Origin of the sequence: Corallococcus sp. EGB, from assembly GCF_019968905.1 — a bacterium.
Lineage (GTDB): Bacteria > Myxococcota > Myxococcia > Myxococcales > Myxococcaceae > Corallococcus.
In genome coordinates this window covers 9,217,820-9,230,403 of the sequence record NZ_CP079946.1, presented here as the reverse complement: position 1 = coordinate 9,230,403, position 12,584 = coordinate 9,217,820, and the positions used below count along the sequence as shown (strand labels likewise).

The 12,584-nt window shown below is 72.4% G+C and carries 11 protein-coding genes; 5 read left to right on the top strand and 6 right to left on the bottom strand.

The window, feature by feature from the left end:
- Window positions 1–222 precede the first annotated feature (222 nt).
- The 3 genes from KYK13_RS37820 to KYK13_RS37810 all read right to left on the bottom strand — a co-directional run bounded on the left by KYK13_RS37820 (window position 223) and on the right by KYK13_RS37810 (window position 3,073).
- A complete protein-coding gene (locus KYK13_RS37820; RefSeq protein ID WP_223640132.1) occupies window positions 223–627 on the bottom strand; it encodes a hypothetical protein in 405 nt (134 codons plus the stop codon).
- A 137-nt stretch (window positions 628–764) separates the two neighbouring features.
- Entirely contained in the window at window positions 765–1,718 is a 954-nt protein-coding gene (locus KYK13_RS37815; protein ID WP_223640129.1) for a cyclopropane-fatty-acyl-phospholipid synthase family protein, read from the bottom strand.
- Complete coding sequence (locus KYK13_RS37810; protein WP_223640127.1) at window positions 1,715–3,073, bottom strand: sensor histidine kinase; 1,359 nt, start codon at window positions 3,071–3,073, stop codon at window positions 1,715–1,717. The genes KYK13_RS37815 and KYK13_RS37810 overlap by 4 nt, the downstream gene beginning before the upstream one ends.
- Window positions 3,074–3,368: 295 nt before the next feature.
- Here KYK13_RS37810 and KYK13_RS37805 point away from each other — a divergent pair, with 295 nt between their 5' ends.
- Complete coding sequence (locus KYK13_RS37805; RefSeq protein ID WP_223640124.1) at window positions 3,369–3,989, top strand: hypothetical protein; 621 nt, start codon at window positions 3,369–3,371, stop codon at window positions 3,987–3,989.
- 4 nt (window positions 3,990–3,993) lie between these two features.
- On the opposite strand, the gene KYK13_RS37800 is transcribed toward KYK13_RS37805, so the two are convergent.
- Entirely contained in the window at window positions 3,994–4,728 is a 735-nt protein-coding gene (locus tag KYK13_RS37800) for a site-specific DNA-methyltransferase (protein WP_223640121.1), read from the bottom strand.
- A gap of 201 nt (window positions 4,729–4,929) precedes the next feature.
- Here KYK13_RS37800 and KYK13_RS37795 point away from each other — a divergent pair, with 201 nt between their 5' ends.
- Both KYK13_RS37795 and KYK13_RS37790 read left to right on the top strand, forming a co-directional pair.
- Entirely contained in the window at window positions 4,930–5,718 is a 789-nt protein-coding gene (locus KYK13_RS37795; RefSeq protein WP_223640118.1) for an alpha/beta fold hydrolase, read from the top strand.
- A 13-nt stretch (window positions 5,719–5,731) separates the two neighbouring features.
- Window positions 5,732–6,166 (top strand): hypothetical protein, encoded by a 435-nt coding sequence (locus tag KYK13_RS37790; protein ID WP_223640116.1) that lies wholly within the window; start codon window positions 5,732–5,734, stop codon window positions 6,164–6,166.
- 14 nt (window positions 6,167–6,180) lie between these two features.
- Here the strand turns inward: KYK13_RS37790 and KYK13_RS37785 are convergent, their stop codons facing one another.
- Both KYK13_RS37785 and KYK13_RS37780 read right to left on the bottom strand, forming a co-directional pair.
- Window positions 6,181–6,876: a molybdopterin-dependent oxidoreductase gene (locus KYK13_RS37785; protein WP_223640114.1), complete on the bottom strand. Its 696-nt coding sequence runs from the start codon at window positions 6,874–6,876 to the stop codon at window positions 6,181–6,183.
- Window positions 6,869–7,528: a cytochrome b/b6 domain-containing protein gene (locus KYK13_RS37780; RefSeq protein ID WP_223640112.1), complete on the bottom strand. Its 660-nt coding sequence runs from the start codon at window positions 7,526–7,528 to the stop codon at window positions 6,869–6,871. Before KYK13_RS37780 ends, KYK13_RS37785 begins: the two co-directional genes overlap by 8 nt.
- A gap of 304 nt (window positions 7,529–7,832) precedes the next feature.
- Between KYK13_RS37780 and KYK13_RS37775 the strand changes: the two genes are divergently transcribed.
- Entirely contained in the window at window positions 7,833–10,433 is a 2,601-nt protein-coding gene (locus KYK13_RS37775) for a right-handed parallel beta-helix repeat-containing protein (protein ID WP_223640110.1), read from the top strand.
- Between the two features lie 206 nt (window positions 10,434–10,639).
- The gene (locus KYK13_RS37770) at window positions 10,640–12,565 is read left to right on the top strand and encodes a penicillin-binding transpeptidase domain-containing protein (protein WP_223640108.1); all 1,926 of its coding nucleotides are present in this window, start codon (window positions 10,640–10,642) and stop codon (window positions 12,563–12,565) included.
- The last annotated feature ends 19 nt before the right edge of the window (window positions 12,566–12,584 follow it).

Genomic DNA, 12,584 nt, shown 5'->3' with positions numbered 1-12,584 from the left:
GTACCCGAGTCCTGCCGCCTGCCCGACTTTCCCACCCCCTGGGGTGATGCGCTGGTGGACACGGAAGGTGTCCCCCGGTCCTACGCGGCGTCCGCCGGTGGAAACCCGGCGCGTGGGACGCGCGTCCAGGCCACTTGCGCTTCGCGCGAGGCTCCGCACGGAAAAGGTTCGAGGAAAGAGGGCGCGGGCGCGCCACGGAGGCCGCCCGCGCCGCTTCACGGCCTAGTGGGTGGTCTCGTTCCCCGAGCCGCCCATGCTGCCGCCGCCCCCCGTCCCGGTGCTGTTGTTGCCGCCGGACGAGTTCATGTCATTGCCCTGTGTCGAGGAGCCGCCCGAGCCGCCGGTGCCCTCCATGCCGGAGCCACCCGTGCCCGCGTCGTAGCCGGAGCCGCCCGTGCCCGCGTCGTAGCCGCCGCCGCCCGTGCCCTGCTCCATCGTCGAACCGGATCCGCCCGTGCCCTGCTCACTCCCCGAGCTGGTACTGGAGCCCTTGGTGCTGTGGCTGCTTCCGGATCCGCCCGTTCCGCCGCCCATGCTCTCCTGCGAGCGGTCGTTGCTCCGACACCCGGTCAGGGCCATCGCCCCGGCCACCACGCCCAGCACCATCCATCGCGTGAAACCCATCATGATCGACCCCCATGTTGGTGTGACGAACCGAAGGCTGGGGGCGGGGCGACGCGAGGGCATCGTCCGGGGACCCGGCTCCGCCAGGCCGTCCGCCCCACCGGCCGGGGAGCGGGCGCCTGGAGGGATGCTCGGGCGGATCACCCTTCGCGGCGCAGCACGAGCAGCGCGTACTCCAGGCCGCCATCGAGCAGCCCCTGTTGCAGCCACACGTGCTCGCGGCGCGACTCGGCGCGGGCGGCGTTGAGCGCGGCGCGCAGGCTGCGGGCGTCCGCGGGGCCGCGGGCCAGGTGTTCGTGGACGCGCAGCTCCGAGCTCAGCGTCCAGAAGCCCACCGCCCGCGCGGACACGTCGTCGTGGGCCTCCAGCTCCAGGCCCGCCTCGCGCGCGTCGGCGAGGAACGCGTTCACGCTGCCCAGGTGCCGGCTCCACGCATCCGCGGACGGGTGCACTGCGTCCGGGCGCACCCAGAAGCAGTCCGCGACGGCCAGCATGCCGCCGGGCCGGAGCCGGGTGTGCATGCCGCGCAGCCACTCCGCGCGGGGCGTGGCGCAGGTGTTCTCCACGGCGATGACGGCGTCATAGGCCTCGGGGTGGCGGGGCGGCTCGTTCGTGCACAGCCGGGGCTGCACGCGCGAGCCCACGCCGGCCTCGTGCGCGAAGCGGCGCACCTGCTCCAGGTGCGTGGGCACGGTCACCATCGCCGTCACACGCGCGCGGTGCTCCTGGGCCCAGTACAGCGCGCTGCCGCCCAGGACGCTGCCCACGTCCAGCACCTCGCCGCCGTCCGGGAAGGTGCCCATGGCGCGCGCCAGCTCCGCGAGCAGCGCCTCCTGTGAGCCGCGCAGGTGCTCGCGCAGCTCCGGCCCCGGCGTGCCGGGCGATGGCAGCCGGTCCACCAGGCCCGTGTGGCAGTACACGCGGGAGCTGGAGCCCTGGCGGGCGAGGCCTCGCGCGGCGAGGGCTTCATGCCAGGTCCAGACGTCGCCCGGGGTGAGGGGCGCGGGGCTGGCGGAGGACTCCGCGCCGTTCGCGTCCCGCGCGCGAGCGAGGAGCGGGGACGGCAGGAGGGTGGAGGCGCAGAGGGGCTTCATGGGTACTCCCGGGGCAGCAGGATGCGGAGCAGGGCGCCGCCTCCCGGTCCGTTGTGGCGGTGCAGCAGGCCGCCACTGGCGCGCAGCAGGCACTCGCTGGTGTAGAGGCCCAGTCCTGTTCCCTGGGGCTTGGTCGTGTAGAGCTCCTCCGCGGGCGCGTTGAGCCGCTCCGGAGGGAAGCCGGGGCCGTCGTCCTCGATCTCCACCTCCAGGCGTCCGCTGAGCGGTTCGGTGCGAGCCCGGATGAAGACGCGGGTGGCGCCCTGGTCGCCATTGCCCTCGCATGCGTTGACAACCAGGTTCTCCACCACCCGGCGCAGCGTGAGCGGTCCGCCGCGCACGAGCGCGCGAGGCGGCCGGGACGGCGCCAGCTCCAGGTGGATGTCCACGTCGGGGAAGCGCAGGGACACCTGGGCCTGCACGGACTCGAGCACCAGGGCCAGGTCCACGGCCTCCGGCTCCGTGCCGGCGAAGCGGCGGCTCTTGGCGCGCACCTCCTTCACCATCTGCTGGAGCTGGCGCAGGCTGTCCTGGAGCTGGCGGGCCTGGTCCTCGAAGCCGGTGCGCGCGAGCATTCCGCGCTGCGCGCCGAAGGCCTTCATCATGTCCGCGGCGGTGCCGGCCTCGTGCAGCGCCTGGTCCATGCCCTGGTGGTGGCCGAGGATTTCGGCCATCGCCTGGGTGAGGCGGCCCACGTCGCGCTCCTGCTGTTCGACGAGCTGCGCGTGCACGGCGGCGCGCAGGCGGTCCGCGTCCATGCGCGCCTGGGCGTAGCGCACGGCGAGCGAGCCCACGTAGAGCTGCGCGACCAGGGCCGAGGGGCCCACGATGGCGAGCGGCACCTTCCCAGGCTGTCCATTCCACGCGAGGGCCGCGGCGCCCAGCAGGGCCGCGAGCGTGCCCAGCAGGAGGAAGGGCTCGCGCCAGGTGACCCGGTAGTGCTGGCCGTGCACGGCCGAGGTGCCGATGAACAGCACGCCGAGGACGAGTGCCCCGGGGAGCACGGCGAGCGCCACGAGGCTGGCGAGGAAGAAGTGTTCCAGCGCCAGGCCGGGGAGCCATGCGAGCCAGCTTCCGGCCACCACGCGACGGCGGCGCGAGTACACGAAGGCGAACGCGACGCGGTGGATGGCGCAGGGAAGGAAGCACGCGAGCGCGGACGTGAGGGGCACGGCGAAGAAGGCGTGGACGCCGGGAGCCCACGCGACGAGGCCCACGAGCGCCGAGCCCCGCAGGAGGAAGCCCACGACGGGGCGCACGCGCAGGGACGCGAGGAGCCGGCTTGCGTCCTGGGCGCGCATCCAGCGGCGGAAGGCCACGACGCCGGGAGGGAAGGCCATGGGCAGGGCCTTCATGCGCGCGCTCCGGTGCCGGACCGCCATGGCGCGGCGCGGGCAGCACGGTGCCCGGACGGACGCGGTTCTCCACGGTACGGACGCATGCTGGTCAACCCCCCGGTACCAGGCACAGCCCTCGACACGGGAAGCAAACGGTGGCGGAGGCCTCCCGGTCAAACCGGGGGCACGGACATTGTTGGCCAGTCCTCCGTCCCTGGCTTCCTGGCCAGGGCGGAGTGGTGGCTGGAGGATTCCTCCTGGCTGGTGCGACAGTGCTTGGGAGGGCGTCCGGGGCGCGATAGAGGGGCGCCCCATGCGTGACAGAATCCAGACGGTGTTGCGGCAGCTGGCCCAGTCTCCCGAGTTGGAAGTGCGGTGGCTGCACACGGTGTCGCTGCTGGAGTTCATCGGCGCGCGGAAGATTTCGCGCACGGTGGCGGACCGGCATCCGTCGCTGGAGGTGCTGGGGCACCTGGCGGACGAGACGCGCCATGCGTTCACGTTCAAGCGGCTGGCCTGTGAAGTGGCGGGCCGAGAGGACGTGACGGAGTTCCTGAGCGTGGAAGCCGCGGCGACGTGGTTCCAGTCGTTGGACCGGCAGCTGGCCGAGTGGGTGACGTCGGTGACGGGAACCGCGGACGTGTATCTGCAGTACCTGCTCACCACCGCGGTGGTCGAGCGCCGCGCGATGGTGCTCTACCCGCTCTACAAGGCGGCCACCCGGCACGCGGTGGTGCGCGAGGAGCTGGGGCGCGTGGTGGTGGAGGAACAGTCGCACCGCCGCGCCATCGAGGACGCGTGCATGGAGCGCCTGACGAAGGCGGGCACGACGCTGGAGCCCGCGCTCGCGCTGGAGGAGCGCCTGTTCGAGACGTTCCTCACCCAGCTGGAGAAGGACGTGGCCCAGGCGCTCGCGGGAACGCAGGCGGCCTGAGCCCTTACGCGCCGTCGTCCCCGTCCGGCGGCGCATCCTCTCCAGCGCTGGACAGCACCAGCTTCCCGCCCGCCCACGCCGCCTGGAGGTTCCTCGCGCGGCGTGCGCGCTTGCGGCTCAGCTCCACGCCCACCGCGTCCAGTCCCAGTGCGTTGGCCACCGCGAGCGCCGTGCCGTGGCCACAGAACGGATCCACCACCGTGCGCGTCCGCGTCTGCTCCAGGATGAAGCGGCACGCCACCAGGCACGCGTTGAGCCCCATGCCCCGCGTCCACGTCACCTCGCCGGCTTCCGGCAACACGTCCGCCGTGGACTTCGCCGCGTCCGCCTTCAGCCCCCGGCTGAAACACAGCAGGTGCGAGTACGCCGGCCTCCCGAACGTCACCGTGCCCGGCGTCCGGCGGCACACCACCTTGTGCCAGAGCGTGTCGAAGCCTTGCGCCTCCGCCGCCTTCGACACCAGGTAGCCCTTGTCCACCCAGGCCCCGTCCTTCTTCACGTCCGACTGGTAGAACACCGCCACCCCGTCCGCCGGCACCCGCGACAACACCTTCGCCGCCGCCCCCACGAACCAGTCCTTCCACTGGGGCACCGTGAGCGACGGGAACTCGGAGACGTCCGGCATCGACGCCACCACCGAGCACCCCTCCAACACCGGCCGCGCCTCCAGCCACGCGAGCGCGTCCTCGCAGTACACCGTGCGCTTCGCTCCCGCCGTCCCGCTGCGTCCGTCCGTCATGACGCCCCCGAGTCTGCCGGAAGCGCCCACCCGCTCCCACCTCTCATTCCGCTCGCGCGCACCTACCCGCCAGGACTGCCCGCCTCCTGAACCCCCAGGCAACCCCCGAGCATGTGGACGGCCATGCCCCAATCGTGGCTTGCTACGCCTCCCCCGTAAGCCAAGACTTCTCAGTCTTTTCCCCCGAAAAGGACAGCCCCCATGCCCACGACGAACGCGACGGATGGAACCCCCCTGCACTACCGGGTGTTCGGGGACGGCCCTCGCGACGTGGTGCTGGTGCACGGGTGGATGGTGTCCGGCGCGGTGTGGGACGCGATGCTGGAGAAGCTGGACCTGACCGGCCTGCGGCTCATCGTCCCGGACCACCGGGGGACCGGACAGTCCGGACGTCCGTCGTCGGGGTACACGCTGGAGCAGTACGCCAGCGACGTGCTGGCGGTGGCGGACCACGCGAAGGCGCAGCGCTTCGCGCTCGTGGGCCACAGCATGGGCGGGCAGATCGCCAAGTGGGTGGCGGCGGATGCCCCCTCGCGCGTCAGCGGCCTGGTGCTGCTCAACACGGTGCCCGCGGCGGGCCTGCCGCTGCCTCCGGACGCGGCCGGGCTGTTCCGCACCTCCGCGGGTGACCGCGAGAAGCAGAAGACCATCCTGGGGCTGGCGTGCAAGCAGCTGCCGCCGGAGTCGCTGGAGGTCCTGCTGAAGGACTCGGCCGGCGTGTCCAAGGACGCCATCGAGCAGTGCTTCGATTCCTGGACGGCGGGCGGCTTCGCGCACCGGCTGTCCGCCATCACGGCGCCCACGCTGGTGGTGGCCACGGATGATCCGTTCCTGCCGCCGGTGTTCCTCAAGCAGGCGGTGGTGGGGCTCATCCAGAACGCGCGCATGACGCACCTGCCGGGGCCGGGGCACTACCCCCAGGTGGAGCGCCCCGCGGAGACGGCGGCGCTGGTGTCTGCGTTCCTCGCGGGCAACGCCGCGCAGGCCTGAAGGAGGACGTGCCATGGCCTGGGGGATGTCCTTCGAGCGCGATGCCGAGCACGACGTCGTCACCGCGACCTTCACCGACTGCATCCTGGCGACGGACGAGGACGTGCAGCGCTGGCGCCGCGACGTGGAGGCGCAGTTCGCGAAGTTCAACGGCCGCGTGGACCTGCTCATCAACCTGGATGGGCTCATCGTCCGCCACACGGCGGGGCGCACCTTCGGCAAGGTGCGCCGCGAGGTGCTGGAGCGCAACACGCACCGCTCGTACCGCTACGGCGGCGACGACACGACGCTCGTGTTCATCAACACCAGCGGCGCCATCGACGGCGCCGCCGTGAACCACTTCGCCACGCGTGAGGAGGCCCTGGCGGCCCTGCTCGCCGAGCGCGAGGGCCTGCGCAAGCGCGGCTTCACCCCGTTCCTGCCGGGCGTCATCAGCTCCAAGCGCTGAAGGGGGCCTCGCGGCTACACGCCGGCGAACCACTCGTAGCCGCGGTCCTCCCAGGTGCCCCCCGTGGCCTCCGGGAGGAAGCGCACGGTGGTGAGGTACTTCACCATCTTGTAGCCCAGCTTCACGCCCGAATAGAGGCGCAGGGGCGCGCCATGCCCGGGGATGAGCGGCGCGCCGTTCATGCCGTACGCGAGCACGGTCTGCGGGTGCCACGCGCTCGGCGCGTCCCAGGATGAGTAGTAGCCCTGGTCGAACGAGCGGAACTCCACGAACCCCGCGCGCGGATCCGCGCCCACGACCCGGGCCAGGTCGCTGATGCGCACGCCGTGCCAGGACGCCACGGCGCTCCAGCCCTCCACGCAGTGGTGGCGGATCCGATAGTCGGTCCGGGGCAGCCGCTGCAATTCCTCCAGCGAGAAGGCGCGCGGCCGGGCCACCAGTCCGCCCACCTCCAGCCGCCAGCCCTCGGGAGCCAGGGGCACGGACTCGGAGATGAAGTAGTGGGGGAAGTCGCCGGGCGGGGTGAGCCGTTCGACGGGCTCCTCGGGGGCGAGCCGGGCGGGGTGGAAGAGGGTGGATTGGGCGCGTTGGTTGAAGCGGTCCATGACGCCGAGAAAGCCTTCCCGCGGGCGCTGGGAATCGCAGGCGCTGGTGGCGAGCGCGGCGGCGCCGAGGAGGACGCGGCGGCGGGTGAGGAGGCGCTCAGGCATCGGGCTTCCTCCCGCCGGTGATCATCTCCCCGAAGGTGCGTGGGTGCAGGGCGACGAGGACGACGTGGCCCACGGTGAAGAACGCGAGCAGGGTGAGCATCAGCAGGTGCACGAAGCGCGCGGTGTCGTAGCCACCGAAGAGGGGGGTGAGCCACTGGAGCTGCACGGGCTTGTAGAGGACGAGGCCGGACAGGACGGACAGCGCGCCCATGAACAGGGTGGTGGTGTAGGCCAGCCGCTGGAGACCGTTGTAGAGCCCCACCTGCGCGGGAGCGGGGCGGAGCCGCAGATAGTACGCGAGCGTGGCCACGGCATCGCGGGCGTCCCTGCGTGGGAGGAACAGGCGGCGGCGCCACTCGCCACTGAGCGCGAGATAGAGCACGTACACGAACCCGTTGAGGGCCAGGAACCAGCCGAACGCGAAGTGCCAGCTCCGCGCGCCCGCGAGCCAGTCCCCCAGCCGCAGCCACGATGGCGGCACGGCGCCCTGGAAGGGATAGAGCGAGAAGGGCCGCCCCCGAGGCCCCATGCGCGGAAACGCGACGAGGATCTGCAACCCGCTGCCCGCGAGGATGGCGAGCAAGGGCACGTTGGCCCAATGCGTGAGCCGGATGGGCCAGGGCTGTGGACGGCGAGGCTCGGACGGGTGCACGCGGTGGAGACCATCACCTGGACACGGCCACGGGCCATCAGGCGGGAGGGTGGCGCGAGCGCTCATGGGAGCACTTCGCCGTCAGGGGGAATCAGGCATCCACGGGGGATTGCCCGGGTCGCCGAATGAATCGAGCAGTGCGGCGCTGAGCAAGGATTGCGATGACCCCGGCCCTCGGGTCGCGGGGGACTGGCCGGCATTGGACGGCGTGTAGCGCACACAGATGCGGCACTTCCCGTGGATTGGACGTGTGGGAACGACCCGGTATCGTCCTCCTTCCCGTCCGCCTTCCCCCGAGGATGCCGTGACCCTGAAGCCTGCCCATGCGTTGCACCTCGTGGGGTTGCTGTTGCTGAGCACGGTGGGTTGCGTGCAGGAGGAGCCCGAGTTCACGGCGCCGTTGTCCGGCGGAGTGCGGGTCGTGGTCGTGGCGCCCCGTGCGGTGACTCCCCTTCAGGTAGGTGCCATGGCGCTCACGGCGTCACGCACCGCGGGGGGCGTGGACCTGACGCAAGATCCGGAAGGGAGCCGCACCTGGGCCGGTAGCTTGAGGCCGGACGCCCGCGGGGAAGAGGTCTTCCTGGGCGCGAGCATCCTGGACGCTCCAGGCTCGATCACGGCCGAGATGAGGCTGGATGAGGGAATGCAGGTGCCCGTGTATGGCGAAGCGCTCGCGGTCCTGGTGCCCATGCTGGCGAAGCCGGGGCCCCCGGGATTGTCGAACCATGCGCCGAACATCCTCGGGGTGACCGGACCGACCGCGGTCGTCAAGGATGGAGCGACGGTGGCCCTGCTCGCGCACGTGAGCGACCCGGATGCGGACGCGCTCACCTACGCCTGGACCGCCTCCTCGGGCGTGCTCGACTGCGCGGAGGCTTCGTGCAAGTGGACGGCGGCCCTTCCCCAGGACGCCGATGCGCGCAACAAGGGCGCGTTGATCGGCTTGCGGGTCACGGACGCGCGAGGCGCGGAGTCCATGCTCCAGTTCCGGATCGCCGTGGGCTCCGTGCGCGGGCCGGGCTGGCTGGGCGACACGCGCTACAACCGCTCCCCCATCCCCTCCGAAGCGGGCGCCGCCCGGGACGTCAAGCTGAACGAGCCCTTCCAGGTCCAGGCGGCGGTGACGGACGAGGACGGCCCCCAGGACGTGCTGACGTACGCCTGGAGCGCGACGTGCGAGGGCACCTTCAATGACATCCATGCGGCCAGCCCCGTCTTCACTCCGACGGCGGAGCCCGCGAACTGCGGCTGCCAGCTGAAGGCCGCCGTGACGGACGGCTTCGGTGGAAGCACGGAGCAGCTGGTGAACCTGTGCGTGCGCGCGGAGGCGCCGCCGGTGGTGGACACCGTGTCGCAGTCCGCGACGGGCGCGCTCGCGGGTGAGCTCGTGACGTTCTCCGTGACGGCGACGGATCCGCGCGGCGAGGCGCTGACGTTCGCCTGGACGTCGAACGTGGGGGCGCTCGGCACGGCGGTGGGGAACGGCTCGACGAGCACGGTGGATTGGACGGAGCTCTCCTGCCTGCCCAAGGACGTGACGCCCACCGTGGAGGTGGTGACGACGAACGCGTCGGGCGCGAGCACGCGGCGGTCCTTCTCCGTGGCGTGGGCTGGCCGGCGCTGCGGCCCGGGCGAGTCTCCCTGCCCCGTCACGCTGTCACATGGCCAGGTGACGCTGCGCGAGGACTGCGTGGTCCAGAGCGCGATGTTCATCCCGGACGGCTACACGCTCGACGGCGCCGGCCACACCCTGACCGCGTCCGAGGAAGGGGCCGGGGACCACTACAAGGGCGCGGTGCTGCGCAACCGGGGCACGGTGGCGAGCGTGCGCGGCGTCACGGTGACGGCGCGGGGCCTGTCGGACGTGTGTGACGGGGATGCGGACCGGCTGCGCGGCATCCTGCTGGACGGCGCGAGCGGTACCCTCGAGGACACGGTGGTGGAGGACCTGAACCAGGCGGGCAACCTCGGCGGCTGCCAGGAGGGCTTCGCCATCGATGTGCGCAACCTCGGGCCGGGCGCCACGCCGGTGTCGGTGACCGTCCGGAACAACCAGCTGGTGGGCTACCAGAAGGCGGGCGTGGTGGTGCTGGGGCGCGTGGAGGCCACGGTGGAGGACAACGTCATCGACGGCCTGGGCCCCACGGAGCACATCGCGCGCCTCGGCATCCAGTTGGCGCACGGCGTCTCCGGTCAGGTGGTGCGCAACCAGGTCCGGGGCAACGCGTACCTGGTCGAGCAGGACTCCGGCTCCGGCATCCTCGTGTTCGGCGGCGAGTACTACGGCGCGGGCCGCGAGCTGTGCCACGACCTGCGCATCGAGGACAACGTGGTCACGGAGAACGACGTCGGCGTCAGCCTGCTCCAGGCGGTGGACCTCGACTTCACGCCACCCCCCGAGTCCCAGAACATCCAGGTGGTCGGCAACACGCTGACCAAGTCGGGCCTGACGAACGGCTACCAGGCCGCCATCTCCGACAACGGGACCGCGAACCTCTTCAGCCGCAACCGGATCAGCGGCGACGGTTACGACCCGGACGTGTACCCGGACAACGCCGTCTCCCTGGACGTGGCGACGCAGGGCGACGAGCGCCAGGTCGGCTTCGCCACCCCGGCGAGGACGCTGGACGTGGGGGCATGCTCGCAGGTGCTCGCGGTGCAGGGCTGGGACCTGGCGGGCAACCTGGCCCCGCTGTCCGTGCCGCAGGTGGCGTTGTCCGCGTCGGCTCCAGGCACGACCTTCCACCTGCTGCCGGACTGCTCGGACGCGCCCGTGACGGTGGTGAGCCTCAAGAACCCGCAGCGTGAAGGCCTCTTCTACCTCCGCGCCACGACGGCGGGCCCGCTGACCGTCACCGCGACGGGCGACGGGACGAGCAAGACCCAGGAGCAGACGGTCCGTTGAGCCACGCGGCGCGGGCGGGCATCCCGGTGGTCGTCACCAACCCCGGATGCTCGCCTCGGTGCGAGGAGCGCGGTGCCCGGCGCGCTCCGCGTGTGCACGGGTGGTGACTTCGGGTCCGGGTGGAGGAGTCGAGCGCCGGATGTTCGCCTCGGCGAGGCGGGCGCGGTACAGGGGGATGCGTGTACGGACGGGCGTTCAATTCCTGGGTGGGGCTCTGGCTCCTGTTGCTGCTTCCCGCGTGCGCGCCGCGAGCCACGAAGCCCACGGTGCCCGCCGCTCCCCCCGCGCCTGCCGCGCCCGCGGTGCCCGTCCCTGGCGCCGTCGAGGCCCTGGCCCGGTGGTACCTGGATGCCTGGGCGCGCAATGACGTGGCGGCGCAGCGCCAGGTGCTCGTGGAGGCGCCTCCGGACTTCGACGCGCAGCACGCGCGCTGGAGGCAGGACCTGGGCGTCATGGCCTCGCGCTTCGACCCGCCGACGCTCGAATCCCAGACGGGCACTGCGGCGGTGGTGAGGTTCCACGGCGTGCACACGCTGCGGGGACTGGGGGACTGGGAGGTGGAGTCCCGGCTGCGCTTCGAGCTTCGGGGCAGGCGCTGGGGCCTGCGCTGGACGCCGGAGGTGTTCCATCCCAACGCGCGGCCCGGGGACCGCTTCGGACGCACGCGGAGCTGGGGCCCTCGCGCCGCGTTGCTGGATGCGGGTGGGAAGCCGCTCACCCTGCCGGGCGAGGTGATCCGCGTCGGCGTCATCCCCGGCCGGGTGAGGGACCGCGCGGCCGTGGCCAACGTGCTCCAGGCGCAGCTGGGCGTGGACCCCGCGAGGGTGCTCGCCGCGCTCAATGCCGCGAGCGCGCAGCCCGAGAAGTTCCTCCCGTTCATCGACGTGCGCCAGGAGCGCTACCAGCAGGTGCGGGCCGTGCTCACGCCCGTGCCCGGCATCTTCTTCCGCAAGGTCCCCGCGCGGCTCACTCCGGCGGAGGGCTTCGCCGCGCACACGCTGGGCCGGGTAGGGGAGGTGACGGCGGAGGTGCTCCAGGCGCTGGGCCCGCCGTATCAGCCGGGCGACATGGTGGGGCTGTCCGGCCTGGAGCGCGCGCAGGAGCGGGCGCTGGCGGGGCTCCCCTCCGGCGAGGTGCGGCTCCAGCGCCGGACGGGCGGCAGCGAGGTGCTGTACCGCTTCGCCGGTGAGCCGGGGCGCGATGTCCGCACCACGCTGAGCCGGGGCGTGCAGGCCGCGGCGGAGGCGGCGCTCGCGGACGTCTCCCGTCCCGCCGCGCTGGTCGCGGTGAACAAGGAGACGGGCGAGGTGCTGGCGGTGGCCAGCCGGCCGCTCGGAGAGGGGTGGCACCGCGCGCTGATGGGGCGCTATCCGCCGGCGTCCACGTTCAAGCTCGTGACCGCGGAGGCGCTGCTCGAAAGCGGCCTGACGCCGGACTCCCGCGTCGAGTGCCCCCTGGAGATCACGGTGGGCCGCAAGCGCTTCCGCAACTTCGAGTCGGAGGTGCTGGGCACCACCACGATGCGCCGGGCGTTCGCGATGTCGTGCAACACGACGTTCATCCAGCTGGCGTCGAAGCTGGCCCCCCACGCGCTGGAGGACGCGGCCCGGCGCTACGGCTTCGGTGTCCCCTACGACGTGGGGCTGCCATCCCCGGGCGCCACCTTCCCCGTGACGGACGACGCCGCCGAGCGCGCCGCGGCCGCCATGGGCCAGGGCCGCGTGCTGGTCACGCCGCTGCACATGGCCACCGTCGTGTCGGCGGCGGACACCGGCGTCTGGCATGCGCCTCGCCTGCTGGCGGACGCGGACGCGGGCCCGGAGTCGCTGCTGGGCCCGGGCACGTCGGAGTCGCTCCAGGACCTGATGCGCGCGGTGGTGACGGAGGGCACGGCGAAGTCCGCCGCCAACATCATCGGGCTCCGGGGCAAGACGGGCACCGCGGAGTTCGGCATGGACGTGCCGCCGCAGACCCACGCGTGGTTCGTCGGCGTGCGCGACGGCATCGGCTTCGCGGTGTTCGTGGAGGGCGGCGGCGTGGGAGGCCGCGTCGCCCTGCCAATCGCGGTGCGTTTCCTCCAGGCGCTGGACACGTCCGGGGCCCTCACCTCCAAGGGCGACAACGCCAGCTAGCCCACGGAGCCGTCCCTCG

Bases quoted from the DNA above. Each gene is read 5' to 3' on its own strand.
- KYK13_RS37805 (WP_223640124.1), top strand. From the start codon at position 3,369: ATGCGTGACAGAATCCAGACGGTGTTGCGGCAGCTGGCCCAGTCTCCC.
- KYK13_RS37785 (WP_223640114.1), bottom strand. From the start codon at position 6,876: ATGCCTGAGCGCCTCCTCACCCGCCGCCGCGTCCTCCTCGGCGCCGCC.
- KYK13_RS37790 (WP_223640116.1), top strand. From the start codon at position 5,732: ATGGCCTGGGGGATGTCCTTCGAGCGCGATGCCGAGCACGACGTCGTC.
- KYK13_RS37800 (WP_223640121.1), bottom strand. From the start codon at position 4,728: ATGACGGACGGACGCAGCGGGACGGCGGGAGCGAAGCGCACGGTGTAC.
- KYK13_RS37810 (WP_223640127.1), bottom strand. From the start codon at position 3,073: ATGAAGGCCCTGCCCATGGCCTTCCCTCCCGGCGTCGTGGCCTTCCGC.
- KYK13_RS37815 (WP_223640129.1), bottom strand. From the start codon at position 1,718: ATGAAGCCCCTCTGCGCCTCCACCCTCCTGCCGTCCCCGCTCCTCGCT.
- KYK13_RS37820 (WP_223640132.1), bottom strand. From the start codon at position 627: ATGATGGGTTTCACGCGATGGATGGTGCTGGGCGTGGTGGCCGGGGCG.
- KYK13_RS37795 (WP_223640118.1), top strand. From the start codon at position 4,930: ATGCCCACGACGAACGCGACGGATGGAACCCCCCTGCACTACCGGGTG.